Origin of the sequence: Agrobacterium albertimagni AOL15, assembly GCF_000300855.1 — a bacterium.
In the GTDB taxonomy this organism is placed as follows: Bacteria; Pseudomonadota; Alphaproteobacteria; order Rhizobiales; family Rhizobiaceae; genus Allorhizobium; species Allorhizobium albertimagni.
Genome location: NZ_ALJF01000009.1, coordinates 21609 through 47841 on the forward strand (window position 1 = coordinate 21609; position 26233 = coordinate 47841).

A 26233-nucleotide genomic window follows, 5' to 3' on the forward strand; every position below is an offset into this window, starting at 1 on the left:
GCCGATATAGATTTGCCGCTTGGCAACTTCTATTTATCGATTCAACGCGAGACAGGTAAGCATGTTCGACGGCAAGACACTATTGATCACCGGGGGCACAGGGTCTTTTGGAAATGCCGTGTTGAGACGCTTCCTGGACACAGGAATTCGTGAAATCCGCGTTTTCAGCCGGGATGAGAAAAAGCAGGACGACCAACGCAAGAAATTTCAGAGCAACAAGCTGAAATTTTACATCGGCGACGTGCGCGATCCCGTCAGCATTTTAACTGCCACCCGTGGCGTTGATTTCATCTTCCATGCTGCGGCCCTTAAGCAGGTGCCTTCGTGTGAATTCCACCCGATGGAAGCTGTTAAAACAAACGTGATGGGTACCGAAAATGTGCTCGAGGCGGCAATTACGAATGGCGTCAGCCGCGTCGTCTGTCTGTCGACCGATAAAGCAGTTTACCCCATTAATGCCATGGGCATATCCAAGGCGTTGATGGAAAAGGTTATGGTTGCCAAGTCACGCGAACTGATGAATTCGAACACGGTTATCTGCGGCACACGATATGGTAACGTTATGGCCTCCAGGGGTTCAGTCATTCCACTCTTCGCGGAACAGATAACATCAGGTAGGTCAATTACGATAACCGACCCCGAGATGACACGCTTCATGATGACATTGTCAGATGCAGTGGATTTGGTTCTCTTTGCTTTTAGCAATGGCGGTAACGGGGATATATTCGTCCAGAAAGCACCTGCCGCTACCATAGGTGTTCTCGCAGAAGCAATGCGCCAATGTCTCGGTGTCCATCAGCACCCGATTGATGTCATTGGTACGCGCCATGGCGAGAAGCTTTATGAGACGCTACTAAGCCGAGAAGAAATGGCTAATGCTATCGATATGGGCGATTACTACAAAATTCCGCCTGATCTCCGCGATTTAAACTATTCTAAATTCGTGGAGCAAGGTGAAACTACCATCACCAGATCAGAAGATTACAATTCGCACAATACAATTCGCCTTAACGTCCGTGAGATGGGCCAGCTGTTAGGAAAACTGGATTTCTTCCGCGACCTTATGGCGGGGCGCAAGCCAATCTTGGAGGACTGATGAAGAAGATTGCTGTTACCGGCGCCGGCGGCTTCATTGGTAAGAATATTATGGTCCGCCTGACGGAAGAAGGCTACGACCCCATACCAATAAAACGGGAACTTAATGTAGACTTACTTGCTGAGAAGTTCGCTTCGGTAGATTTTGTTATTCACCTCGCTGGCGTCAACCGTCCCGAACATGACCAAGAATACGAAACCGGAAATCTTGGGATGTCAGAGCGAGTTGTTTCAGCACTCAGAAAATTAGATCGACCGATACCGATTTTCTACTCCTCCTCCATTCAAGCTGAAATGGATAACCCCTATGGGCGTTCCAAGCGAGCGGCAGAGAACGCATTACAGAGATATGGAGACGAGACCGGCGCGCCCGTACATATTTGGCGCCTGCCGAACGTTTTCGGTAAATGGTGCAGACCGAACTACAATTCGGTTGTTGCGACATTTTGCAACAACATAGCTCAGGGTTTGCCAATCAATGTTAGGGATCCTGCCGCACGCTTGCATCTTGTATACGTCGACGATGTTGTGGACGCGGTTCTCAGATTGATTTCGGCAGACGGTAATTCACCGGTCACGCTTGAACCTGTATACGACACTACGGTGGGAGAACTCGCAACTTCAATACAAGCATTTCGAGATAGCCGGCATTCACTTGTAACGGGCCCAGTTGGATCAGGTCTCCAGCGAGCTTTGCATGCCACTTACTTGAGCTATCTGCGGCCTGCCGATTTCGCTTACTCTCTTGAGACCCACGAGGATCCGCGCGGCACATTCACTGAAATGCTCCGTACACCTGACGCAGGCCAATTCTCATTCTTTACTGCTCATCCAGGTGTCAGACGTGGTGGCCACTATCACCATTCTAAGACAGAGAAATTCCTAGTGGTCCAAGGCAAGGCACAATTTGGTTTTCGCCACATCCAGACCAACGAAACATACACAATTGAGACCTGTGGCGACAAACCAATGATAGTAGAAACTGTCCCAGGGTGGTCACACGATATAACGAATGTAGGCGAAGATCTTCTTATCGTATTGTTGTGGGCCAATGAGATCTTTGACAGAGGAAGACCCGACACTTATGCAGCTGAGGTCCTGCCACAATGAAGCTCTTGAAAGTAGCCACAGTAGTGGGCACCCGACCAGAAATCATCCGCCTTTCGCGAGTGATGGCTAAGCTTGACCAGTATTGCAACCACGTTCTCATTCACACTGGCCAAAATTACGACTACGAACTGAACGAGATATTTTTCAATGATTTAGGCGTCCGTAGACCTGACGTATTTCTGAACGCCGCAGTCGATACTCCAGCACAGACAATCGGCAACATCATCGGCAAAGTGGACGCAGTTCTCGCGGAGCATCGGCCAGACGCACTGCTTGTTCTGGGCGATACTAATTCTTGTTTGGCAGTAATCCCGGCAAAACGCCGAAAAATACCAATTTTCCACATGGAGGCGGGCAATCGGTGTTTCGACATGCGTGTACCGGAGGAGATCAATCGCCGTATTGTTGACCACACCGCCGATATTAACTTGACCTACTCCGATATTGCCAGGGACTACCTGCTGCGCGAAGGGCTCTCTCCTGATCGCGTCGTGAAGACAGGCTCACCTATGCTTGAAGTCCTGCAGTTTTATCGCCCGCAAATTGACGCCTCTGACGTACGCCAGCGATTAAACCTCATCGAAGGCCGATATATTGTTGTGAGCGCACATCGTGAGGAGAACGTCGATTCTGACGTAAATTTTGCAAAGCTTGTCGACGTACTCAATGGTGTGGCCGACACGTTCAACGAACCTGTCATAGTCTCGACCCATCCCCGCACACAGAAGCGTATTGACGCCAAGGGGATAAAATTCGACCCAAAGATCCAGTTGCTAAAGCCACTTGGTTTTCACGATTACGTTAATCTCCAGGTGGGTGCCCGTATTGTCATGTCCGATAGTGGCACCATTACCGAAGAGTCATCCATTCTCAATTTTCCTGCTGTCAACCTGCGTGAAGCTCATGAACGGCCAGAGGGAATGGAGGAGGCATCGGTGATAATGACCGGACTTGATCTTGAGCGCGTCCTCCAAGCCATAAGGATCTTGGAGACTCAAGGTCGCGGCAAGCAGCGAACTTTGATGCAGGTAGCCGATTACTCCATGCCGAATGTCTCTGACAAGGTTGTAAGAATCATCCATTCGTATCGTGACTATGTCATGCGAACCGTGTGGAAGCAGTTTAGCTAAAATGAGAATTCTCGTGGTTAGCCAGTACTTCTGGCCTGAGAATTTCAGAATTAACGACTTGGTCGCTGAGCTTGTTCGACGCGGGCACTCCATTACTGTTCTGACCGGCCAACCAAACTACCCCGGTGGCAGCGTATTTTCAGACTTCAAGGAGCAACCCGAAGCCTTCAGCACGTATGAGGGTGCGTCAGTTGTTCGTGTGGCAATGTTGCCACGCGGGACCGGTGGTCTTCGCCTGATGCTCAACTACGTCTCATTTGCGCTGTCGGCAAGCATCTTTGGCTCATGGATGCTACGAGGACAGGACTTCGATGCCATTTTTGTTTTCGAGCCCTCGCCAGTTACGGTGGGCTTGCCCGCTATAGTTCTAAAGAAACTCAAGCGCGCGCCGATTGCATTCTGGGTGCTTGATCTTTGGCCGCAATCACTAGAGGCAGTCGGAGTTGTACGTTCAAAAATCATTCTCAGCATTGTGGATCGATTGGTGCGGTTCATCTATCGGCGCTGCGACGCAGTTTTGGCGCAGTCGAGAAGTTTCATTCGTGCTATTAGTCAGCAAATCGACGACCCCGCCCGCATTGTATACTTCCCGAGCTGGGCAGAGCCTGCCACCTCGCTGGAAACGGTCGAGTTCGCTCCGGAAGTGGAACGGCGCGAGGATCTTTTTAATGTAGTTTTCACAGGCAACGTCGGAGAAGCGCAGGATTTCGGAGCTGTTCTCGTAGCAGCTGATGCGATGCGCCATGATCCAGTCAGGTGGATCATAGTCGGGGACGGGCGCAAATCCAACTGGTTGGCCGAGGAGATCAATCGAAGAGGGCTTGAAGAACGCTTTATATTGGTCGGACGTTTTGGTCTCGAACGCATGCCGTCCTTCTTTCGGCACGCCGATGCCCTTCTCGTTTCATTGCGAGATGAGCCAATTTTCGCAATGACGATTCCTGGCAAGGTACAATCATATCTTATGGCGGGGCGCCCAATTCTTGCTATGCTGAATGGTGAAGGCGCGCGGGTCGTCAATGAATCTGGAGCGGGCTTCGCCGTCAACGCTGGGGACCCTGCCAGCCTCGTAAACGCCACTCGAGCAATGTTATCCTTGGACCGTTCTCAGCTCGACCAAATGAGGCAATCAGGGAGACAATACGCAGAAGCGAACTTCAATCGCGACGTGTTGATATCACAACTGGAAGACATTCTTCATCAGCTAGGTGGCAGAAAGTCGGGCAAATAGGTGTTGAACAATCGGCTGGGGACGCAAAATTCGAGGGCAATCAGCATCCCCCGCGTATTGAGACAATTGGTCGACGCAAATCAGTACATGCGCCAGGGATGTTCGCAAGAAAAATCCGGCCGCCGGCGAGAAGAGACTGAAGCCGACCCATCGCTTCAGCGTGATTCGTTTGCCCGGCCGCGAGAGAAAGGTGCGACGGCTTTACTCTTGAAGAACCCGACGCACGGACATTGCATACTGCGCACCTTGGAGCAGTACACTCTTTGACAAAGCTGTATCGCGACAGCCAACTCTGAAACCAGTCTGATAGTACAATTCGCAGTCTCGCGAATATCGAAATTTCACAAGCGTCAAGACGACGTGGATAATCTGGCGGAGAGGGTGGGACTCTCGCCTATGATCCGAAAAAGCCCAGAAAAAAGGGGTCTCAGGCCGACGAATAGGTGTCGTGTGTACCAATGTTGTGCCTCGTCCTAATTGGCGGTTGGCGACCTGTCAATCTGCGATCGAATGGGTTTATCCCCTGCCCCGTTTTGACGACAGGCTGCCTCTCCTGGACATCCCATGCAGCTCGGTTAGAGGCGTGATGCAAAAGGCAGAGATGCAGTCTTAAGTTGACCTTAAAATGAAACTCGACCACCTTTGCGTGACGCAGATTCTCCTGAGGTGAAATGTGACAACGGAAGAGCTTGAAACGCTGCTGGAAGGTGCCGAGGAAACTGACTCCTTGGAATTCAAGACCGCCATGAATTGGGACAAGCTCGCACTCGCAAAGGACATTCTGGCGATGGCAAACATCCAGGATGGTGGTCAGATCGTCTTCGGGATCGAAGATGAAACGAATAAGCGAATAGGAATGTCGGACGAGCAAATCGCAACGTTCAACTCGGATCAGATGAAGGACCAAATTGGTGAATATGCTGACCCGCGCGTCTTGTTCAGAAAAGAGGTCGTTAGCGACCTCGACGGCCTGAAATTCGTTGTTGTGACCGTCAGCCCCTTCGATGAGTTCCCCGTTATTTGTAAAAAGGACGGTCCCGATCTGCAGAGGGGCACCATCTACTATCGAAGCAAAGCCCAGAAACCGCAAAGCGCTCGCGTTTCAAACTACACAGACATGCGTGATATCATCGAGGTAGCGGTAGTACGTAGAATGCAACGACTTCAAAAGCTCGGCTTGGTAGCCAAACCGGAAGCTGGTTACGACTTTCAAGGTGAGCTGGGCGGGTTGTGATGAAAGAAGGATTGATCGAACGCATTCAAGGTCTGGGCTTCTGGCGGGTAAACATTCGTCCACTTCGTGCACCAGATGCACTCCTCACACTCGCGCAGTGTCGTGAATTGGTCACCAAGAGCAGCGTTTCCCTTAGAGGATGGGATTATCCGCACATCTCCACCCGAGACGACGAACAAGGCGGCATTGAAAACGTTGGTGATTTTGTACAGGGCTGGTGCGATTGGTATCACCACGTAGAGTTTTGGCGGATGTACAAAAGCACGCAGTTCCTTCACTACAAAGCTCTCCGTGAGGACTTGAATGATGACATTCCAGCGAAACCAGATGGGCCTTTCTTGGGCGTCGGTGCATCAATCTACACGATGACTGAGTTGGTGGAATTCACGTTCAGACTGTTCCGGGCGGGCCTTTACAGGGAAGGCGCGCAAATCCATGTCACGATCGGGAATACACAAGACCGGACACTGTGGATCGACGATCCCATGCGTATGGGGTTCTCTTATCCGCGAAAGACGGCCGCTACAAAGATCGAAGTCCAACGCCAACTATCCGCTGCGGACTTGGAAGGAGAGCCGAAAGACATTTCGTCGGAGATGGTTGTCGAGCTCTTCGATCATTTTGGCTGGGCAGTTGATCGCGGTAGAATACAGGACGATCAGTCTCGCTTCTACAGAAGGCAGTTCTAGCGGCGGCGAGTGCGCAACAGTTTCGGCTGCGCTCCACTTCTCCGCGGCTCAGTGGACACTACAGCTTCGCTGCTCTGATAGCGGCAAGCCGCTCAGCATCGGTCGCTTCTTCAACTAGCCGCGCCACCCACTCGTCTGAGTATGTGTAGTCTTTATGGGCGGGATGGTAGATGCAGTACCGCTTGTCGGTGTTGCCCGGCTGTGCAGCACCTTTTTTCGGCCGTACCTTGAAGAGCTTCCAAGCCCTAGTGTGGTCGTTCGATGTGAACGGTACGGCTGCCTGCGCGGCAACGGCCCCAACTACCACTGAGGGCTTATGCGGGAACAGTTCGTCTGCAGCTACCTTCTTTGCCAGGACGTTGTGGATTTCCTTGCCTTCCTGCGAGTCCGGGTTCACGAACTGGAAGTGAGCGTGCGACTTCGAGGCAGCATCGAGAGTGTAGATAACGCGGAACTGGAACTCTAGACTGTTGATCTGCTCTGGCGTCATGCCGGCCGTGACATTTGCGTCGATGGCGTCAATGTGGCCCGGTAGCTCGTACTGATTGAGCGTGGCAGCCTGGTCAAGGTTCATTTTCGCGAAATGAAGCGCGAAGGAGAGTTCGTTAGCGAGGCTCAGATGATCCCCAAACAGCTCGCAAATCGTCTTATTGAAGTTCAGGCAACATGCCTGAAAGATGCCGAGCCACTTCACATCTGCCTTGCCAAGTAATTTGTGCTCTACCTCGTCGCGCAGAACCTTCAACGCTCGGAGGTTTTGTTTAATGCCTTCGCTCGTGGGAAAATCATTTCGTCCATACAGTTCTGATAATGCCATCGTCTTACCATCGGCCTTGACGATGTTCACGGCCTGTCGTGTAAAGTATTCGTGCATGAGGTAAGTCCAAGCGACGTTCGCAAGCATGCAGAAAACTTCTGTTTTAAACTTAAGGCCTGCGCTGTTGAAGACTTGGACGGCTAAAATCATCGCCTCGCGCGCACGAATTAGGCGTTCATGGTCGTAAAGGTTGAGACCCGTTTGCGGGTCGGTGGCCTTCTTCCATTTCAGCCAGAAGTCTACTTCCTCGGGTGTAGCCGCTTGCTGATCCGCATCCTTCTTAACCCCCGAGATACGTGCTCCGTTCACAGTCCCATTGCGGCCGCCGTTGATCCACGCTTGGATGTCCTGGTTGCGCCAGTTCTGGGCCAACAGCCCTTTGACGATGCGTTTCTCCTCCGGAGTGAGCGCACCTTCCTTCTTTTTCTGAGCCATTTCCCCGCCCGTCATCGTCCAGAATTTTCCTGACACAAAGTGCTACAAACGGTTGCAGTTCTGTGTCAAGGCGGAGATCGACGGTGGTCGTTGTAGGCTTGGCGAGCGATCGCCGATCGCCATAAATCCTTGGGAACTGAACTCACCGAGGGCAACTCACACGATCGCCAATGGTCAGGGCAGGCCCCTGCCTATTCTCCTTAAATAGCTCCGCGGCGCGGCCCTCGGAGAGCCACACCATGACGCAGGAATGATGATAGTCGGTCACTATCATGGTACTTTTTGCTGTCTTTCCTTTCCGCCGGCAGGCACGCTTGGGGTATTCCTTCGAGTGCCTGAAAATGCCCGATGACCTTTCTACAATAATTGAGGACCTTATCCTCGATGGCCAAATCCATAGCCTGGAAGATGTCCTTTCCGACGCCGAACGCAACATACCGGACCATCCTCTGCTCCAGTCAGGATGGGCAATCCTCCATGTGATGAAACACTATGCGGCGTTGTTCGACGCCGAGCCTACCGAAATGGATGCTCTCGTCGCTGACGACATGCCCCGCGAAGCCTCTTAGGGTGTCGCCTTGGCCTTCCAGTTCGTCCACCTCGAACCATACAGCCGCCGGCCCGACTCCAAAGGGCGTAGCACAGCCTTCGTGTTCGACGAGGCCGCTCGTAAGCCTATAGCGTCCGTTCACGTAGACGATCCCAAGCCGCCGACCACCATATGGGGCGTCGGGGTCGAAGAAGTACGGGCGATGCATGACGCCGCTGCCGAACTCGCGATGACACCCGGCGCACGGGGCAAACTTCGGAGAATCCAGTCCAGTCAGAAAACCCTTCATACCGTCGTCGCCAGCCATCCCTACACCGTGGACGAGGTCCGCTTCGACAGGGCGAAGCTGAGCGAGGTTCGGCGGTGGGAGAAGTTGACGATTGATTGGCTTCGACACCAGTATGGGCCCGCCCTCAAGTGCGTGCTCCGGCACACAGACGAGAAACAATGGCACATCCATGCCTATGTTTTGCCGACTGCCGACCCCGAACTGAAAGCTGCCGTCTATCATCCCGGAATTGTGGCGAAACGCGCGGTGATGGCGGAAGGACGGAGGCCAGGGGAGGACGGCAAGACCTTAAACAAGCGATCGAATGCTGCCTATAAGGCGGCAATGCGGGAATGGCAGGACTCTTATCACGAGGCGGTCGCCGTCCCGTGCGGGCTCACACGTCTTGGTCCTGCCCGTCGCCGTCTTACGCGCGAAGAGTGGAAAGCGGAACAGTCGCAGGCGAAGGCGCTCAAAAATGCCGTTGACCGTGCCGAGGCCGTCAGGCGGCAAGGCCAAGACTACGTAGCAAAGACACGCGCTGAGGCCGCGGCGATCAAGGCGGAAGCGGCCAAACTAAAATCCTCTGTCGATCGTCTGACTGGCTTTGGTGGAGCGGTTCGAGCCGTTGTCGACGGCATTCAAGAATCTCGTATCCGTGCGGAAATCCGCCGTGACTTTTCGCGCGATCTGACCGCCGCAAAGGCCGCCGTGGAAAAGGCCCTAACTGAGGCCGCGAAAGCCAAAGCCGCGCACAAGGCGCTAGAGAAAACCGCAGCAGACCAGCGTCATTCCCTGCGTCAACAGAGCCAGCGGCTGGCAAGCGCTCAAGCTGAGGTCCGCCGCCTTTCTTCCGCACTGGCCGCCGCGCTCCAGGAACCCGAACCGAAACTAGGGATGACGCCATGACCACGGGACAACAGATTTTTGTAACGAATGCCCAGCGGACGCTGCGCAACATTGGAATGGCTCACCTCGATTCCGCACACGGCGCGGCGGTTGATGCCGTGCGGTGGTGCATGGCCGTTCGTGGCCGTCCCACACATCACCGCCTCGCGTTTCTCGAATCCGAGGCACCCGCTCTCCTCGCTTATCTCGAACGAGTCGCCGATTCCGGGGATTCCGCGTCATGGCGGACAATGGAAGAGCGGATCAGAGTCTACGCCGAAGTTCTCAGGGATAGCCAGGAGCACCCATGCGCCCGACCGTGGCTCGCCGCCATTTGGCACACCCTGCCTGAACTCGCCGCGATCGGACAAACCGTGTTGGATAGAGCGGCGGAGAAACGCGGTATTTCCCCAGATGTCATGTCGGCGGTGAAGCCATCGGACGAAGGCAGCGGCGAAGGCGAAAAGGGTAGCGGTGGAAAGTCGGGAGCGTCTGGCACCGCGGCAAAGCCTCGTCCTTCTTCGCGTCTTGCCCTGCCGATGGTCACCGTGACGTTGACCGAGCAAGAAATGAAAGTCCTCGACCTCGCCGAGGACACCAGCGACGATGCCGAGCCGGCGGCGACGCTTGGCAACTCCACAGACAACGGCGACGGACCAGGACCAAAAGCCCCCGGGATGAAGCCATGATGGACATCTTCGCAGAACCATCGGCGACCAACATCGCGTGGCACTGGGTATCCGCCGTGCTTCCCCCTGATGGTTCGTCGCCATGGGGTAGGACACTGCAGGTTTTCACAAGCGTCCTCGGCTTCCTGGCATCGCTGGGCCTCGCTTACAGCGTGATATCTGGGATCGTCCAGAGTGCGTACACAGGCAAAGTCCTCGGCGACAGATGGCATCAGATATGGTCGCCGCTGCGCATCATTGTGGGCATCGGCCTATTGGTGCCTTTGCCGACCACAGGCTTTTCATCGGTCCACTATATCCTGCGCGACGTCGTGGCGCGTGGCGGTATCAACGTAGCAGACGCGACGTGGAATACGTTCGTCGGTGTGATCGCAGGCAAAGATGGGATGCCGATCGTCCCGGTTTCGGAGACGGGATCGACGGTTGCCATGGCGATCCTGCGTCATGAAGTTTGCGCGGCGGTTTACAATCAAGGCGGCTCCATGTGGGGCTGGGAACAACGATTGCCCGACCCAGCGGGACTAAATGCAGATGGGGTCACAGTCTGGAACTACGGCGCGACATGCGGCCGGCTGGCGTACACGTTTCCGGAAGGTCGGGCGAACTTTTCAAATGCTCGTCGGTCTGCCGTTGCCGAAATCGTTTCAGCCTTCCGTGCGGAAGCCGCGCGGTACGCCGAACTCGCCGCGCATACGTCGGGGATATCGTCAGCCGAAGGTGCGAAGAACGCGATTTCCACAAAAGTGCTTTCCGCGACGCTGGTCCAGGACATCCGCGCCGCCGGCGCGAAGTTCGATGCCGCTATTGTTGCCGCTACGAAAGCTGAAGTTGCATCAATGGATATGACGTCGCGTTCGAAGCTCGTCGAAGCGGCGAAGCAAGATGGATTTCTGACGGCTGGCATGTACTGGCGAGCTTTGGCGCAAATATCCGAGCTGACAACAAGTCTAACCAATGAAAGACCTGACGTCACTCTGCCTCGCACTGATGGGGATTTCGGGCAGGCTATCGAACGAGCGTTCTCGGCATTGGCGCTTCAGGTTTCCGGAGAAGCCGAGCGCGTAAACCTTACGGCCAACGATTTTGCAAGCGCGGGCGACGAAACTGCGGACTTCCTGACGAGGCTCCTCGGTAACGTTGCCAGGGATATGGCGGAATGGGCGGGATCGTCTGGCTCGGAGGGCGATGCTATGGCAGGTCTAGTCTCATCGGGGCATGCAATGATTGCTGGAGCCTGGGGCATCATCGCCGCCGGCGCGGGTGCTGCCGCACTGGCGGGCAACGCAGTAACGCGGTTCTTCGGGGCGGCAGGCGTCGACTGGTTGCTGGACTGGTCTAAGTATGTCGTTGGCGCTCTCATGCTCATCGGGAGCATCCGGGCATACATTATCCCGATGATGCCCTTCGTCTTCGTTTTCATGTCAGGAATGGCGATTCTCGCGTCTTTGATGGAAGCCATGATCGCGCTTCCGTTGTGGGCCATGAAATGGATGAAGCTCGACAACGGCGGTGATTTTGCGGGCGAAAGTGTTCGTATGGGCCTGCTCCTGACCGTCAATATCGCCCTTCGTCCGGTTCTGGCGGTACTCGCCCTGTCCGCAGCATACCCAGTGTTCGATGCCACACTGGGGACACTCGACAGGCTCTTCGCGACGGCATTCCTTGGCCAGACGGGAGGGCATGTCGTGGGCCTCGTCGGTATCCTCGTAATGACCGCGATGCACATGTATCTGACGTGGTACGCCTGCATGAAGGGCTTCGGGCAGATTTGGACCTTGCCCGACCGCGTCCTCGCCTGGACGGGCCAAGCTGGTACTGGCGGTGAGGCGAACCTGACGTCGGGCGCGTTCGGCGGAATGTTGGCACTTGCCGGACGCGGAAATCTTCCGAAGACTGGTCTAACGGCAGCACTCAAAAAAGGCGGGCGGAAATGAAGAAATGGGCGTTTTGGACAGTTGGAGGATTTGGCATGTCTGTGGTCTGTGGGCTCGGGGGGTTAGCCCATCTATCGGCTACAGTCGCTACCCTCACCGTGTTTTGCGCCATGTGGGCGCTGGTCATGATTGGTGCCGATGCCTGGCTGGCACCAAAGCAGCGGTCGAAATGATACCCATCGTGATCGCCGGCGTCGTGCTGGCGGCATCGATCGCGGGGATAGTCGAGGCGGCCTCGGTTGACCGCCGCGTTAATGTTACCGCCGATCCAGCGACGTCATGCAGTCCGACCTTGTTCTGCCCTGCACCTTCAATTCCATCACTGATTTTTCGATACGACGAATCTGCAATTGAGGGCGATGTTGTCGTTTGGGGATGCCACGGCTGCCGAGGCGAAGTGATGGCGGGCATGCCGTCGTGGATGCGCAAGGTACCGACGAGCTACGGTTATGACCTCGTCGGGCGACCCCAGCCCGGAGTGTTTAGGATCAAGAGCTTCTACGACGGCACACACAAACCGTCGCTCGACAGGATTTGGACGTTTATCCCGCGATGACAGTATAGGTATTTAAGGCCTCGTGCGGGTGACGATGGCGCCAAATTTGTTGACACAACCCATAAGAAAAAAGGCCCCGAGAGGGGGCCTTGGTGTCCTGGGAACGCTGTAGGCGTCATCTTACTTCCCGTTATCTTCGATCCAGCGCAAGAGGAAGGACCTGGTGTCTGGGCGGTTCCCGTTGAAGACCTCAAAGACATTGCCCTGTCCGTCCTGTTGGACAATGCTGTCACCGAGCACCTGAAATGGGGTCTGGTTGACGAGCTTTCGAAGGTCATCGTCGGTCGGCCAGCCAAGAACTGTCTGTCCCTCTGCCTCAAGGCGGCGAGCCTCAGCATCCATCCATGCCGCAGCTTCGGGCGACATGGGAGCTTCGACCGCAGCGCGGACATTTTCAGGCAGATCAGCCAGGTTAACGAAGAGCTTGTTACTGGTCATGTGCGTTACTCCTTACAAAAAAACGCAGTTAATCAGGCGGTCAATCGGTGCACACAGCATGCGAATGCTGTGGATCGGTGGGAAGGCCGGCGGAGAGTGCGGCGTTTTTCAGCCATGTCCCGCTCGTCCTCTGTCATGTTCCTGACTGCCATGCGGCGATACCGATCAGCGTGAAGCCGACCGCATGCATGCAGACCAGGAAGAAAATGAGATTCGCAACAACCTTCATCCAGACTTTCGGAAGATGGAGAAGGCGCATGAAGATCGCCAGTGCTACCAGCGCGGTGACGATCATCGCCACGCGCTCCGAATTGTGGAAGTCAACGTACTGATAAAAGTCGAGATCAATCATTGTGAAATCTCCGATTCGATGCAGCCGCCAGGCGAATAGTTCACTGACCCCGCCATCGCCCGTTCCTCGCGGGCTTCAATACGGCGGATCGTCTGCCAGGCATCGTCTAGCGCGCCGAAGACCGCTTCCATCTTGTTGGCGACCTCGGCCCCATCGCTCGTCCCGAGGTTCGAGAAGCCCGCGGAGATTGATCCGATTTCGGCGCGAAGACGGTAATAGGTCTTGTCGTTCATCGGGAAATCGGCAGTCGGGATGTCGGAAAATTTTCTCATCTTCCTCATTGTTTTTCCTCCGTAAGTTCTGAGTTCCCAGCAAGTCCATCCTGCTGCCGCTCCTTGCAGTCCCAGACATCGGAGAGCATCCCAAAAGCCATGTCGAGCACCTGCCAAAACTCCTCGTGCGTCAATGGCGGTAAGGCCTCCTGGCTGTCCTCACAATCGGTCTGCCTGTTCAATCCTGCGTCTGATGTCATCATTCTGTTTCCGGTTCCTTCCCTCATTTCCCGATCTCCATTTTCACGAGGTTTGTCACAACATTCCGGATGGTGGTTTCGCGTTGAGCGACGTGAACCTTGAGCGCAGCGAGCGTGCCTGAGGGCAGATCGACTGTCAGCCGATCTACGCGGCGCTGTGGCTTAGGGGGAGCAGTGGAATCCCTGCTCTCCTCCTGCCACTCCAGAAGCTTCAGTTCGAATTCCTCAGGGCTGGTATCATCGACGAAGATATGTCCATTCGTATCGGCAAGTCTGATGCCTCGACCGTCTGCTTCGTTTTCGTCATCGCCCAGACACGTCATGCTGTAGACGTTGATTTTGCGACCTCGATTAATCCAGGCCAAGGCAGCCTCAGCAACGGCTTCGTTGCTGGTCCAGCCATAGAGGGTTTCCTGATTGTAGGCGTCGTATCTATACCACATTGGGTTTCCTTTCTTATCGACCTTGGACATGGCTTCGCCATTCGCATCGAGGTCGTGCGTTGAAGTTTCCGGGCTTAAAGGAGTGGGACGGGCTCGCAGGATGGTTGGTCGCAGAGCTGCGACCACCAGGTGCAAACTAAGGCAGCGCCGTGTCAGGTGCTGAAAGGCGCATAGTTTCCAGACAGAAACCGATTTTGGATTGCTGTCGCTTTGGCGGTGGCGCTGGCAAGCTCGGCCTCGCTGCGGAAGTCGCACGGAATGTCGATTGCATAGTGCTCGGAGAGATGCTCCCGGAGAGCCTGGCGTGCAGCCTCGTCACCATCCCCACCGCTCGCAACGAGTTCAACTCGAAGGCGGCTCTTGCTCGGGATACCCTCGATCCTGGCCTCTACCCATTCGTAATTCCCAGCTGCATCAGTCACGGCCAGCTTGCCATCGGTGCCGAGGTCATCGAACTTCATTTCATTCCCTTTCGTTTGGACCTTGGACATGGCTTCGCCATGCGCCGCGAGGTCATCGTGCGTTACGGTTTTCCCTGAAATGTCAGGAGTTTAAGATGTGTGTGGAACCACCTTTGTGAGTGTCCACATACTAAGTGTTGGAGCGATCGTCGGGCGGCGCAAGAGGTAAAATGCGCCGGCGCTGAACTTTATACGTTAGCCCCGATTGGGACGATCAGGCGATACTCAGCCCTTGGTCGAGTTTCGCAATGGCATTTGCCGCGGCGATCCGCGCTTCTTCAAGGTTATCAGCGAAACCTGAAGCCAACGAGCGGATTTTTCCGTCCCTCTCAGGATCGGGAACGTCGATTGAGAACATCGCTCGATCGTCTGGCCCCGGGATGTCGGCGACCACAGGACAAACCGTTCCGTACCGTGTTTCCACTTCTGCGCAATCCCAGTTCGCCATCTTGCGGCCCCAAATAATATTGATCAATTCGCATCTCCTTTGCTTGTTGTGTTGATGTATTATTGCGATGAATGATGGCGCCGTCAACAAATTTTGCAAAGAAATTTCAAATATTTAATTCAAGAACTCGACTTATACTGAGTTCTTGAATTTAGAAATCGAGTTCTAGCATTTATTACTTGAGTTCTTGAATTAACGTCCCGCCAAGCGCTTGACCGCGGCGATGGCGAGGAAAAGCGGCAGCGCGAACCAAAGACCGATGCTCATCATTTCGACTGCCGCGGGGGCCTTCGTAGCGGCCACAGTGACGGCCATGAAGACGAACATGGTGATGGGTAGGGTGAGGATGCGGAGTACCAACATCGGATTCGTCCTTGATCGTTAAGCTGATTGGTAGCGTCGGAATGCCTGGATGCCGTCACGGGCGAATTCCCGTTGCATATCGACGGCAGCACCAGGGATGCGCGACCGCCGGAGTAGGGTTCTGGCGGACGTCTTGGGGTCAATCCTGTAAAGGCTGGCCAAGTAGCAGATGAGGCCGCCCATCGGATCAAGGTGGTTAACTTCCTCGACCTGAACTGAGTACGTTAAGCCCGGAATGGTTGTTGTCTTCACCTGCATATCCATGCCTTCCGCTCTGTTTTCTATGGATATTTTCTACCACATTTACGGATCGAGCCCAGGATTCTACGCGGCAGGGTTGAGTCGTCCCGGAGGTGGCGTTAACGGGAATGATTGGATTTTAGGGACTGCCCGATGTTCCCTGTTCGATGCTGGCCGCAGGCCGAGTCGAACCCGCCCGGAGGGCGGAACTTTCGATGTTCCCCGTCCCGATGCCATCGCCTACGCCGGCGCTCGGAGCGGAAGTCATCCGAAGGGCCGCAACGGAGTGGAGGACGCCGACGGCGTTGACAGAGCGAGAACGCTGGCAGAATGGGTGCTAAGGGTGGGGAATGGTTTCAGGGGTATGCTGACCCGCCTGAACGTATATTAGTGCTGTGCGAGGCTTTATACCTCGCCGTACAGCACACGCGCCCCTTCAAATGGGCCGCAGGTCATTTGATGCGGATAGCGCATCACACGCGGTAAAGAATGAGCATATCGGAGCCGTGAGCATGGCGACCCTCTCAGGAGGGGCACGGCGGGAATTCGCGCATGTCTCGATCGGTTAATAGGGTAGCCGTAGGAGCGTCAGCATAGCGCCGCAAAAAAGCGGGACGCGGGACCGACTACCCCCGACGGGACATTCCTTTGGTGGCAGCTTTAGGCCAGTCCTCGTCGAAACTGCATTGGCGCGAGCATGTGCATCTCCTCTTGGCAAGATCACCGCGCTGCCTCCGTGATTGCGGTTTCTCTGCGCGCTAGATGCGTCTGACCCGTCTGTATGAACGCTGACCCATCCAAAGGCATGGACCCCGTTCTATGGCGACGTAGACGCATTTCCGCACGCTTGTGCTTTTCCTCCCGTTGTTCCGCATAAACACGGAGTCTTTCCTCCTCTGCCTTTCTCAGGAATTCTGGCATGGCGCGACGGATCGGCTGTACGGCAGCCGTTCCTTTAAGAGCCTCCACTCGTACTTCAGGAGACTTCGGTGCCGTAAGTTCCACGACATCAACCTCAGGCATTGGCTGTAAGTCCAGCGCCGAGGCCTCCGGGTTCTGCAGTATTGAAGCGTCGAGTTCTGGAGTCCTATATTTACCGTCGGAGAGAGAGGCGGAGAAGGAGGAGGGTAGGTGTAGGACTTCCGAGAAGTAAGTATCTGATTTTATTGAGGTGGAAGCTGCAGATTTTGCATCCGACTTGATCTGGCAGACACCCGCCGAAACCCGTCCGACGAACCGCTCGTAGGCAGCCTTCATGGTCCTGACGAGGTTGTTCACCTGGTCTTTCGGAACGATGAACGAGTCATGGATCGGCAGACAAGGCACGCCCTTCTGGATCGTCATCACGCGCATGACATATTCGGCCATGTTCGCGTCGAGGTTCTGCAACTCCAGACCGAGACCCGAATGGAAGTATTCCTCGACCGCCCTGTGGCGCTTCTTCATGGCGTCGATCAGCTTGCCCGCCAGTTTCCTCGGCAGTCCCTTTTCCTCGAGCAAGTCGGCGACCGCGCCCTTGGCCGAGAGATAGCCGTCGGCGTTGATGATGACAAAGAACGCACGCTTGGCGATCTTCCGCTCGAAGCCCTCGATTATGTAGGGATCGCCGACGAGTTTCTTCTTCGCACGGACATAGATCATCCGTGCGTGGAGGCAGTCGTAGTCAACCTCGATCGTAGCCTTGCCGTCGATAAGGATGTTGCGGCGCGCGTCTCCGGACATGGTCTGCCAGAAGGTGCCGTAGAAGCGGCCGCCCAGAGTCCAGCCTCCGTTGAACACGCGCTTGAGGGCGACCTGTTTCGTCGAGAGGAGTTCCCCGTCGATGTTGCGCCACCTGCCGTCGGACAGTTCCTCGTCGCCCGCGATACTGAATTTGGTACGCTCCAGCACGTCGTTGATGCGTTCGAGGACGTATCGCTTGTTGCGTGTGTCGGCCGTGTCCTTGTAGCCGATCAGTTCGCCCTCGGCGTTTTTGAGGATAATGCTCTCGCCACGCCGTTTCGACAGTGGCGGCATTTCGAAGGCCGCCAGCATAGGGTTCGGCAGATAGGACGACTGCACGCCGAGCGATCCGACTGGCCGCCTGTCATGGGCGATCAGCACGCCGTGCCTGACCAGCAGGTCCACGACCTTGACGATGATGTCCCGCGAGAAGCCCCGTCCCGTGTATCGGCTGCGTTTAACCCAGTGGTCACGGCTTCTCGAATACGAGACACGGCGGCCTTCGTGGAGATGCGCGGACATGATTGCGTCGGCGAGAATGGCTTCCAGGACCTCCATTTCGAACACGGTTTCCATCGGCTCGATGCCAAGGAGGTGGACAAGCGCCATGAAGACCTGCTCGCCGAGACGCCAGGAGAAGCCCAAAGGCCTGTGGCGCTTGGGGTCCTTGCGCCATTCGCCGTTCTTCGAAAAGGCGGGGATGACCACGGCCTGTCCAATGTCGAACTCGGCGGCGGCCCTAACCCGGCCTACGTCGGCGTCCGAATTGTCAACATTGGAATTTTGGAAAGGGGCTCCCGTCGCGGCGGCTGGGGTATGTCCCAGCCCGCGGGTCACTCAGCCGTCAACGGCGGCTTTACAACAATTTCAAGATCGTTCATCATTATCGAACATTCCCAAGAAAAACCGCTGGAGAGGGGCCAACCTCGTTGATGGCGGTTTTTTCATGGTCGGTCGATATTCGGCACCCGTCAACCGCCGATCAGACTGGCGAATTGCGCGAGTATCTGTCAGTCGATGTGGCCGGCGTTCCGGAGAAGCGTGACATCATCCGCCGCTAACGGCCTGAAAGAAATGAACTCGTCTGCAGTGACTGGACCGAGGCCCAACTGCTCAATCAAGGCTTTGTCACGCTGCCCCCACAACAAGGCAATTCCCTTGGGCGCAAGGATGTCTCTCGCGCCGCCATTTCGACGAATGCGCTTCATATAGTCGTGTTGTTGAGCCAAGGCGCTAACCTGCTGCCGCGATATCGGCCGGCCTTGTACTTTCTCAAATAGCGCTGCGATACGGCTTGTGCCACCTCGCGCCGACATGATCTCCATACGATCCGATACCGACAGGACTTCCCAGAAATTAGGCGGATACGGATGGTCGCGTAGTATCCACCATATGTTTACGTGCTGGGCCGCCAAAAGCTGGCCCTTGCCATCCTGGTTCTTGCTAAGACGTAGATATTCGGGCCGGCAGACCACGATGCCGACGTCACAAAGCGCCGTTCTCTCCGAAGACCTTACGAGGAGTGCCGGCCTTCCAACAACTTCCTTTGGAAGCATCCAGTCGCGGCCAGTCGTGTTTTTGATGTCGATCTCGACGCCATCTACCAGCATGTCGAGCACGCTGCCCTTCGGCACGCCGAGATAGTTCCTTATGAGAATTTCGACCTTCGTTCCGACATACGTTTTTTCCGTCTTCTCCGTTTCGATGAGGGTGAAGCGGTTCGTACGCGGGGCATCGATAACCTCATCAAACGCCTGCCGAAGTAGAGCGGGAACATCCACGGCAAACTTATCGAAACCGCCGGCATGGTTGAGAATTGCCTTCACGAGCCTGGAGACGAGAGGATAGTCAGGGTGGGACGAATCGAGCGGTGCGTGCGACATGCCGCCGACTGTCCGTTGACATGGTTAGTGAACCGTTAATCGAACATGGACATGGCACCCCTCTGTAAAATGAATCGACACCGTTGCACCTTTAAGATGAAACCGATATCCAGAATGCGTTTGGGCCTGAGGTGTAGATGACTTGGATTTCGGAAGACGATTTTCGCAATCAGTTGCGGACTCTGGAAGCGCCTGACTTTTATCAAAGCGTAATGTTCAGCAACCAAGCATATGTGTTTAGCCGCGATCACGATGAGGCCTCGGCCTCCAAAATGTACGACAGGTTCAAAGAGCAGATTGCTTCGCATTTCGAAGTTTCAAGGCATAACGTTTGCCTGATCGGCTCCGGTAAAACTGGATACAGCCTGAACCCGGACAAGCATTTCAAGCTTTACAACACAGAGTCTGATATCGATGTTGTGATCGTCTCACCAAGCCAATTCCACTCGCTGTGGAACGTGTACGTGCGGCTACACTATTTTGATACCGAATTCAAAATCTCAGATGTGAGGCGAGACATATTTCGGCAATTTGTGAGTTTTAAGCAGCTGCCTCAAACCAGTCAGGAAATTGTCGACCTCGAAAAACGCCTGGGTCCCTTGCGCAGAGATTTGGAGAAGAAGTTTTACCTGGTCTCGGAGATAAATTTTAGAATCTATCATAACTGGGAAGCGGTTGAGCTATACCACATTCACGGAATACAGAAGATAAAGTCGGGCCTAGAACGGGGAGTAATTGCTTGAATATCGCCGACCACACCAGTTATGAAGGCCGAGACGTAAAATGGATCAAGGACCATTTCGAGAGGAAGCTTCTTTTCGTTGACGACTCGTTTCAGCGGCAGTTTGTTTGGCTTCCAAAGCATCGCATCCGCCTCATTGAAACGATGCTAGCCGGCTTCCCTATACCCGAGATTTACCTGTGGCAAACGGACACCGATCCCGACACGGGAGATTCGAAATATAGCATCATTGATGGGCAACAGCGTATCCGCTCCGTTGTCGGCTACATCAACAATGAGTATAAACTCAGAAAGACGTCTTTAAATAAAGATTATCAGGAATGGTCTTTCGCAGACAAAAAATTCTTTGAACTCAGCCCCGAGCAAAAGGCAGTGATATGGAAGTATAAATTTCATATCAAGTTTATCTCTTCGGCAGTTCCTCGATCTGAAATCACGAAAATGTTCTTGCGATTAAATAGCACTAACATGACTTTAAACCCGCAGGAGCTAAGGCATGCGGAATTCAGCGGTCAGTTCTTGGAAGCGGCAGAAGCGATCGCGGATGACCCGATTTGGCGCGAAAACAAGCTGTTTGCGGAACCTGAAATCCGGCGGATGCGGGATATCCAGTTCGTCAGCAGCATACTGATCTATCTTCGGCGCGGCGTTGTTGAGGAGCTCAGTCAGTCCAATATAAATAGAATCTATGATGCATATAACGAAACCTACACTGAACGAGGCGACGACGAGAAGGCCGTTATAGCGCTGGCTCAAGCTGCACTCGCCGTTGGCGGTACGGATGAGGAATTGAAAAAGTTTCTCCGGTCCAAAGTCCATCTATATTCCCTTATGATCGTCTGCGATCAGATGCCAAAGGAAATCTCCAATCAGGATGTGAGCCGGCGGTTTAAAGCATTTGTCGCTGCTTACTACGCGGTGGAGCCTGACAAGGTCTACGACACGCCAACGGAGCTAGCCGCTGTTGAATATAGGCGTTTGACGACTGAAGGGGTTCAAAAGCGATACAACCGAACTAGGCGTATTGCTGTACTAAGGCGCTTTTTGGAGACGGGGACATATGTGCCCGAGGTCGCGCCCGGGCCTGATCATGGACAAGGTGAAGAGGAAATTATCGACGCGTGATTTGACGATGAACCTGCCGCGTCAAAACTCTTTTATGTCTCGGCAAGGAGGAACGCTGCAGTTCTGTTCGTCAGACCGCAAGTGCTTGGTAAACGGTTCGCGTTTCGATCGCCGCGCGCACCTTATCAGCGACCGCCCTTGCAACTGGTGGGGGGAATGCATTTCCAACTTGGCGATATGCAGCGGTCTTCTTTCCGTGAAACTGCCAAGCATCGTCAAACCCTTGGATGCGTGCCGCCATGCGGACGGTGAGGCGAGGCATGCCCACGAAGTCACGTTCCGGGGCTTCTTCCGCGATCGACTTTCCGTTGACGCCCAGAGTTGCCCACGCCGCACGCGCACGTGTCGGACCGAGGTCAGGCCCCCCGTGCTTCTTCGATCCGCCTACAAGTGTCGGTGCAACATCATTCGCGCGCTTGGCCCATGCCTTCGCGCCTTTCCAGCCATTTGCAGACATGAGGTCGACAAGCGTCTCGCCGACAGTAGGTGCGTCAAAAGGCGACGGAGAAGGCCATTCGAAATTGTCTTTGATGTCGTCGCGCAATGCCACAATCAGGACGCGGGGACGTAGCTGCGGCACGCCGTAGTCGGATGCATTGAACAGACGCCAATGGGCCTCATAGCCAAGCTTCTTGAGCTCGCCTCGGATGAAGCCACGATAATCTTCGAATACGGCACTCAGGAAGCCACGGACGTTTTCGATCATTACGGCCTTTGGGCGGGTTTCGTCAACGAGGCGGATCGCGGCAGGGAAGAGGTTGCGCTCGTCCTTGTCACCGAGTTGCTTGCCGGCCACGGAAAACGGCGGGCATGGGAGGCCGCCAGCAAGAAGATCGATACCTTTGTATCCCGTTCCATCGAACAAAGAGAGGTCTTCCTCGTGAACCGTCCACTGCCTGCGGTTCAGCCGAAGCGTCTCACAGCAGTCCCGATCTATCTCGACCACGCCGGCATGACCGAACCCGGCAAGCTCCAGGCCACGCGCCTGACCACCTGCACCAGCGCACATTTCGAGCGAGGTTAGGGACATTGGAGGCCTCCGCAAGTGAACAAAATAAGAACAAGGGCCGAATAGCACGGAATTCAAGGCCGCGCAACGTTCTCTGCGAGGTTAGGGGTACATGGTTTCGCCAAGCTTAACTTCGTGAACAGACTGAGAATCCACAGGATTAATCTCCTTGGAGGAAGTCTGTAATACGGCTCCGAACGGAATCCATGTTCCGGAGCTCGCACTCCCAGATAACCAAGACTCGCCAGCCGCCGGCCTCCAGCAAGGCAAGGTTCTTTTGGTCGCGCTCCACATTACGATCCATTTTCGGCCCCCAATACGTCTTGTTCGACTTTGCCTCTGATCGGGCTTCCCAACAGGCTGGGTCATAACGGAGATGAGCGTGCCAATAGCATCCCCGGACTTCGATGATCTTCCGCCTCGGGCCAAATACGAGATCGGGCTTGCCTGGCAAGTCCTTGCGGTGGAGACGATAGCGGTAGCCCATCGCATGGACTAGGCGTCGGACTACGAGTTCGGGACCAGTGTCCTTCGAACGTATCCGTGACATGTTTCGGCTGCGTTGATCGGACGTCTCTGCCATCATTTTCGCCCCACCCCGCCTAAAGGCGGTGCTGCGGCCCTCCCCCCGGGAAGGGCCTCTCGCCCCCGCGGGGGCGACTTGGTTTCCCCGCCGTCGCGCGAGCGCTCGGGCGGTGCCATTTCAATCGATCTCAAACCGGGGAAGTTTGGCAATCTCATGCGCAAGTACGTGGGGCTTGAAGCCTCCGTATGCCTCGCCCTCGGTCGCGGGAACGTGCCCCTGCATGTAATCTCGGGTTCCGACATCCATGTAGACACCTCGTGCCTCTGTTTTGAAAAGGTGCCGCCATGCGTGATTGGGCCTAATCCTGATGTCATCGACTCCAAGTTTACGGACCCACCCCGCCAGTCGCTCTCCGACCTTGTTGTACTGCGGGTTCCCTTCCGTCCCACCCCGATGCCGCGACGGATCGTAGAACAACGGACCCGTACGCCTTGATCTAACAAAGTCTAGAAACCCCTGTTCAATCAGGTGAGGATGGACCGCAACAAATCGGGCATTGCCGTCCTTAGTCGTGCCGGCGTCAGGCGTTATCCAGATTAACGGATATCCATCGTGATGCTGGACGTCCTGCTTCCGCAGCTGGGCTATTTCACCTACGCGAGCCCCCGTATAAGCACAGAGCCACGGTATCCAGCGGTAAGCAGCCTTCATTTCAGGACCACATCTTTGAGGTGGTGGGCCCAGGCTAGCAGTCAGGATAGTTTTCACCTCTTGAGCGGTGAAAGATTTCTCACGCGTCTTTTTCTTGCGTGGTACGGCAACCGCTATATCGTCAACGGGATTGATCGATATGCGCTTATTCGCCTTAGCCCAATTACAGGTTGCCTTGAGGCAGGCGAGATACCCATCTTGGACGCTTACAGCGCTTAGTCCAGACCTCAGTAGACGGTCTTTCCAGTCAATCACCCATTCACTCGTCAAGTCCCGGATATCGGTGACCTCAAGTGCGGCCTTTTTAATGATGCCCTTCCATTTCTTGTAGGTAGTGTGACCCGTCTGCTTCTCGTTCGTATAGTCTTCGAACACCTGCAGCAGGCTGTATTTGTCCGCCGTTTCCGGGCTCTTGGGGGCTTGTTTTATGACCAGTTCAAGCGGGGGGAACCGATCGGCGTCGGGATCAGAGCGGAAATCGCCATTGGACAGCTTGAGCAAATGTTCTTTAGCCTGAAGCACCGCAGTGCCGACAGCTTTCCGGAGGAGCTCCATGCTTTGCGGATCGACACGATAGCCGTGGCGCTCAAGGTATGCGTTTATGGCCTTGTCGTTTCGCCGCGTTTTCAGATTTTCGAGCGTACGTTGAAACAGATCAGCGTCCTTGGTGATCTGCGCCACTTTTACTTTGTCCGGCCGCAACTGCAGATGATCCTCCAAAAGAGCACCCTCGCGCGCGAGGGGATCGCCCGGATTATCCTCGTTCTCGGCAACCATCGCACGGTAGATTTCGCCAGACATGGCAACAGCCTGCTTTTGCGTCAGGGAAATCACGCCGGCTGACAATTGCACCCAACGCGCCTTAACCTCCTGAAGCACCCGCGCATGTGCGATGGTCGCCTCACGAGGATCGCGCGTGTTCAGGCTGCGCTTAACCACGTCCGTTCCAACGAGAGGAATCAGATGCTGCGGTACTCGCATGCGGAAATAGTAGATGCCGGATTTCGATTTTTCTGGGCGAGGCATTCGTAGGACCATGTGTACCATCTTTGTGTACAAGTCGGCCGTCAACGAACCCTTAAAACTCAGTATGTTGAGCCATTTCAAAGCTGTTTGGGAGCGATGGCGGAGAGGGTGGGATTCGAACCCACGATACCCTTGCGAGTATGCCGCATTTCGAGTGCGGTGCTTTCGACCACTCAGCCACCTCTCCGGTCACACTGGTCGGCGCTCGGTGCGCGGGCTGTCTCATAGCGGCAACTCAGCCCCCTTGCAAGAGAGAATATAATTGTTTTTCGATTACATTCCTTAAGCCTCCCATTGGCGTGCCTCTCGATGAGAAACCAGAAGCCGAGGGCCGATGCCAAGCTTCCTATGATCCTGCAGAATTTTCGCTAGCCGCCTCCAAACGACGAGGCGGCAAATCATGCGCGAAGCGCGCACGGCGTAGACCACCCGACCGCTAATTCAAACCCGTATCAAAGCCGCGCTTGCGCGAGATCCGGGTCAGACAATGAAGAGCATCGGAGCGTTCAGCATCGCGGCGACCGCAGGGCGCGAACGCGGGAATTCTCGACTCGTCAGGGCCGGAAAATGGGAAGCCGCAGGAGCCTGAGCATAGCGACCCGACAGGGTCAGGCGGGACCGCCTTCCCCCGGCCATGGCGTTCAACTTGAAGGGGCGATAGGCTTCGTCGGAGCAGTCGTACACACGACCGCTCTCACCTCCCCGACCGCCCAAATGTCTTTGCAATATCGATGATGTCATCTCGTGCTGCCGTCGGATCATCCTTGCTCCAAGCGACACCAAGCCCGATCTTCAGATCGATGCCCGTCACCTTCTTCAGCACCACGTCCCTGCCCGGAAGATCGCCTGTCCATTCCGGTGCAAAGCCGACACCAAGACCTGATGACACAAGCGAGATCAGCGAGAAGGTGTCGTCACAGGTATAGGCGACATTGTCATTCAGACCATGCTCCTCGAAAGTCTCTGCAAAATAGCGCTCGGTGTAGGAGAGGTTCTGCCGCTTGAAGGCGATGATCTTCTCGGCTCTCAGGTCCTCGATCGTCACCTCATTCCTCGAGGCAAGCGGATTTCCCATAGGCACCGCCAGCAGATAGCGCTCATGGGCAATCGAGAAGAAGCGCAGCGAGCCGATGTTCTCGACCGGCCGGATAAAGCCGAGGTTCAGCTTGCCGCATTCCAGCTGCCGGATGATCTCCGACGTCGAGCCATTCGACACATGCAGGCGGATATCAGGAAACTTCCGGCCAATGCGCGCCAGGAACGCCGGCAGTACGCCAGTCGTTGCCGGATAGATCGTCCCGATCCGGATCTCCCGCATGGTGCCGCCTCCTGCCGCACGTGCCATTTCGGCTGAGAGATCCAGTTCCCCCAGCATCCTGACACAGCGATCATAGAACACCTCCCCTGCCCGCGTCAGCTCGACCTTGCGGGTCGAGCGCGTCAACAACTGCACCCCGAGCCCCTTCTCCAGCGCCTGGACCTGCGTGCTCAGCGCCGGCTGGGCAATGTTCACCCGCATGGCGGCACGGCCGAAATGCAGTTCCTCGGCAACAGCAACGAAGTAGGAGAGTTGGCGGAGTTCCATAGGCACCACGTTTCGTTCATCCAGCTCACGCCCTATTGTACATAGACCCGTCGGCTTTGTC

General features: G+C 55.2%; 28 protein-coding genes and 1 tRNA gene. 13 read left to right on the forward strand and 16 right to left on the reverse strand.

What is annotated here, in order from left to right; genetic code table 11:
* Window positions 1-61 precede the first annotated feature (61 nt).
* From QWE_RS11305 to QWE_RS11330, 6 genes are all read left to right on the forward strand, one after another.
* The gene (locus QWE_RS11305) at window positions 62-1096 is read left to right on the forward strand and encodes a polysaccharide biosynthesis protein (RefSeq protein ID WP_006726253.1); all 1035 of its coding nucleotides are present in this window, start codon (window positions 62-64) and stop codon (window positions 1094-1096) included.
* The gene (gene wbjC / locus QWE_RS11310) at window positions 1096-2205 is read left to right on the forward strand and encodes a UDP-2-acetamido-2,6-beta-L-arabino-hexul-4-ose reductase (protein ID WP_006726254.1); all 1110 of its coding nucleotides are present in this window, start codon (window positions 1096-1098) and stop codon (window positions 2203-2205) included. Before QWE_RS11305 ends, wbjC begins: the two co-directional genes overlap by 1 nt.
* Window positions 2202-3335 (forward strand): non-hydrolyzing UDP-N-acetylglucosamine 2-epimerase, encoded by a 1134-nt coding sequence (gene wecB, locus QWE_RS11315; RefSeq protein ID WP_006726255.1) that lies wholly within the window; start codon window positions 2202-2204, stop codon window positions 3333-3335. Before wbjC ends, wecB begins: the two co-directional genes overlap by 4 nt.
* Window position 3336: 1 nt before the next feature.
* Entirely contained in the window at window positions 3337-4566 is a 1230-nt protein-coding gene (locus QWE_RS11320; protein WP_006726256.1) for a glycosyltransferase family 4 protein, read from the forward strand.
* Window positions 4567-5239: 673 nt separating this feature from the next.
* Entirely contained in the window at window positions 5240-5800 is a 561-nt protein-coding gene (locus QWE_RS11325) for an ATP-binding protein (RefSeq protein WP_006726257.1), read from the forward strand.
* The gene (locus QWE_RS11330; protein WP_006726258.1) at window positions 5800-6489 is read left to right on the forward strand and encodes a hypothetical protein; all 690 of its coding nucleotides are present in this window, start codon (window positions 5800-5802) and stop codon (window positions 6487-6489) included. Before QWE_RS11325 ends, QWE_RS11330 begins: the two co-directional genes overlap by 1 nt.
* Before the next feature lie 58 nt (window positions 6490-6547).
* Here QWE_RS11330 and QWE_RS11335 read toward each other — a convergent pair whose 3' ends face one another.
* Complete coding sequence (locus tag QWE_RS11335) at window positions 6548-7741, reverse strand: DUF3644 domain-containing protein (protein ID WP_202802982.1); 1194 nt, start codon at window positions 7739-7741, stop codon at window positions 6548-6550.
* A gap of 272 nt (window positions 7742-8013) precedes the next feature.
* Here QWE_RS11335 and QWE_RS11340 point away from each other — a divergent pair, with 272 nt between their 5' ends.
* The 5 genes from QWE_RS11340 (at window position 8014) to QWE_RS11360 (ending at window position 12626) form a co-directional block, all read left to right on the forward strand.
* Window positions 8014-8310 carry a hypothetical protein gene (locus tag QWE_RS11340; protein WP_006726260.1) on the forward strand — a complete coding sequence of 99 codons (297 nt, stop codon included), beginning with the start codon at window positions 8014-8016 and terminating at the stop codon, window positions 8308-8310.
* A 9-nt stretch (window positions 8311-8319) separates the two neighbouring features.
* Window positions 8320-9468, forward strand: coding sequence for a plasmid recombination protein (locus tag QWE_RS11345; RefSeq protein ID WP_006726261.1), 1149 nt, complete (start codon window positions 8320-8322; stop codon window positions 9466-9468).
* Window positions 9465-10136: a hypothetical protein gene (locus QWE_RS11350; protein WP_006726262.1), complete on the forward strand. Its 672-nt coding sequence runs from the start codon at window positions 9465-9467 to the stop codon at window positions 10134-10136. Before QWE_RS11345 ends, QWE_RS11350 begins: the two co-directional genes overlap by 4 nt.
* Window positions 10133-12070, forward strand: a complete 1938-nt coding sequence (locus tag QWE_RS11355) for a DotA/TraY family protein (protein ID WP_006726263.1) — start codon at window positions 10133-10135, stop codon at window positions 12068-12070. The genes QWE_RS11350 and QWE_RS11355 overlap by 4 nt, the downstream gene beginning before the upstream one ends.
* A gap of 169 nt (window positions 12071-12239) precedes the next feature.
* The gene (locus tag QWE_RS11360; protein WP_006726264.1) at window positions 12240-12626 is read left to right on the forward strand and encodes a hypothetical protein; all 387 of its coding nucleotides are present in this window, start codon (window positions 12240-12242) and stop codon (window positions 12624-12626) included.
* Window positions 12627-12746: 120 nt separating this feature from the next.
* Here QWE_RS11360 and QWE_RS11365 read toward each other — a convergent pair whose 3' ends face one another.
* From QWE_RS11365 to QWE_RS11410, 10 genes are all read right to left on the reverse strand, one after another.
* A complete protein-coding gene (locus QWE_RS11365; RefSeq protein WP_006726265.1) occupies window positions 12747-13064 on the reverse strand; it encodes a hypothetical protein in 318 nt (105 codons plus the stop codon).
* A gap of 133 nt (window positions 13065-13197) precedes the next feature.
* Entirely contained in the window at window positions 13198-13416 is a 219-nt protein-coding gene (locus QWE_RS11370; RefSeq protein WP_006726266.1) for a hypothetical protein, read from the reverse strand.
* Window positions 13413-13697 (reverse strand): hypothetical protein, encoded by a 285-nt coding sequence (locus QWE_RS11375; protein WP_006726267.1) that lies wholly within the window; start codon window positions 13695-13697, stop codon window positions 13413-13415. Before QWE_RS11375 ends, QWE_RS11370 begins: the two co-directional genes overlap by 4 nt.
* Window positions 13694-13891 (reverse strand): hypothetical protein, encoded by a 198-nt coding sequence (locus tag QWE_RS11380; RefSeq protein WP_006726268.1) that lies wholly within the window; start codon window positions 13889-13891, stop codon window positions 13694-13696. The genes QWE_RS11375 and QWE_RS11380 overlap by 4 nt, the downstream gene beginning before the upstream one ends.
* 20 nt (window positions 13892-13911) lie before the next feature.
* Window positions 13912-14361 carry a hypothetical protein gene (locus QWE_RS11385; RefSeq protein WP_157790701.1) on the reverse strand — a complete coding sequence of 150 codons (450 nt, stop codon included), beginning with the start codon at window positions 14359-14361 and terminating at the stop codon, window positions 13912-13914.
* Window positions 14362-14483: 122 nt separating this feature from the next.
* Window positions 14484-14822, reverse strand: a complete 339-nt coding sequence (locus QWE_RS11390) for a hypothetical protein (protein WP_157790702.1) — start codon at window positions 14820-14822, stop codon at window positions 14484-14486.
* A gap of 184 nt (window positions 14823-15006) precedes the next feature.
* Window positions 15007-15267, reverse strand: coding sequence for a hypothetical protein (locus QWE_RS11395; RefSeq protein ID WP_006726271.1), 261 nt, complete (start codon window positions 15265-15267; stop codon window positions 15007-15009).
* A gap of 165 nt (window positions 15268-15432) precedes the next feature.
* Window positions 15433-15603: a hypothetical protein gene (locus tag QWE_RS25265; RefSeq protein ID WP_157790703.1), complete on the reverse strand. Its 171-nt coding sequence runs from the start codon at window positions 15601-15603 to the stop codon at window positions 15433-15435.
* Window positions 15604-16563: 960 nt separating this feature from the next.
* Window positions 16564-18273 (reverse strand): hypothetical protein, encoded by a 1710-nt coding sequence (locus QWE_RS11405; RefSeq protein ID WP_006726273.1) that lies wholly within the window; start codon window positions 18271-18273, stop codon window positions 16564-16566.
* Window positions 18274-18575: 302 nt separating this feature from the next.
* Window positions 18576-19448: a NaeI family type II restriction endonuclease gene (locus QWE_RS11410; protein ID WP_006726274.1), complete on the reverse strand. Its 873-nt coding sequence runs from the start codon at window positions 19446-19448 to the stop codon at window positions 18576-18578.
* A gap of 137 nt (window positions 19449-19585) precedes the next feature.
* Here QWE_RS11410 and QWE_RS24410 point away from each other — a divergent pair, with 137 nt between their 5' ends.
* Both QWE_RS24410 and QWE_RS11420 read left to right on the forward strand, forming a co-directional pair.
* Window positions 19586-20191, forward strand: coding sequence for a hypothetical protein (locus tag QWE_RS24410; protein WP_006726275.1), 606 nt, complete (start codon window positions 19586-19588; stop codon window positions 20189-20191).
* Window positions 20188-21315 (forward strand): DUF262 domain-containing protein, encoded by a 1128-nt coding sequence (locus tag QWE_RS11420; protein WP_006726276.1) that lies wholly within the window; start codon window positions 20188-20190, stop codon window positions 21313-21315. The genes QWE_RS24410 and QWE_RS11420 overlap by 4 nt, the downstream gene beginning before the upstream one ends.
* 70 nt (window positions 21316-21385) lie before the next feature.
* Here QWE_RS11420 and QWE_RS11425 read toward each other — a convergent pair whose 3' ends face one another.
* The 5 genes from QWE_RS11425 to QWE_RS11450 all read right to left on the reverse strand — a co-directional run bounded on the left by QWE_RS11425 (window position 21386) and on the right by QWE_RS11450 (window position 26172).
* A complete protein-coding gene (locus QWE_RS11425) occupies window positions 21386-22345 on the reverse strand; it encodes a DNA cytosine methyltransferase (protein ID WP_040300035.1) in 960 nt (319 codons plus the stop codon).
* 139 nt (window positions 22346-22484) lie between these two features.
* Window positions 22485-22910, reverse strand: coding sequence for a very short patch repair endonuclease (locus tag QWE_RS11430; protein WP_006726278.1), 426 nt, complete (start codon window positions 22908-22910; stop codon window positions 22485-22487).
* Between the two features lie 117 nt (window positions 22911-23027).
* A complete protein-coding gene (locus QWE_RS24705; protein ID WP_157790704.1) occupies window positions 23028-24587 on the reverse strand; it encodes a DUF6538 domain-containing protein in 1560 nt (519 codons plus the stop codon).
* A gap of 97 nt (window positions 24588-24684) precedes the next feature.
* Window positions 24685-24774 (reverse strand) — tRNA-Ser (locus tag QWE_RS11440).
* A gap of 507 nt (window positions 24775-25281) precedes the next feature.
* Window positions 25282-26172, reverse strand: coding sequence for a LysR family transcriptional regulator (locus QWE_RS11450; protein ID WP_006726281.1), 891 nt, complete (start codon window positions 26170-26172; stop codon window positions 25282-25284).
* Between the last annotated feature and the right edge of the window lie 61 nt (window positions 26173-26233).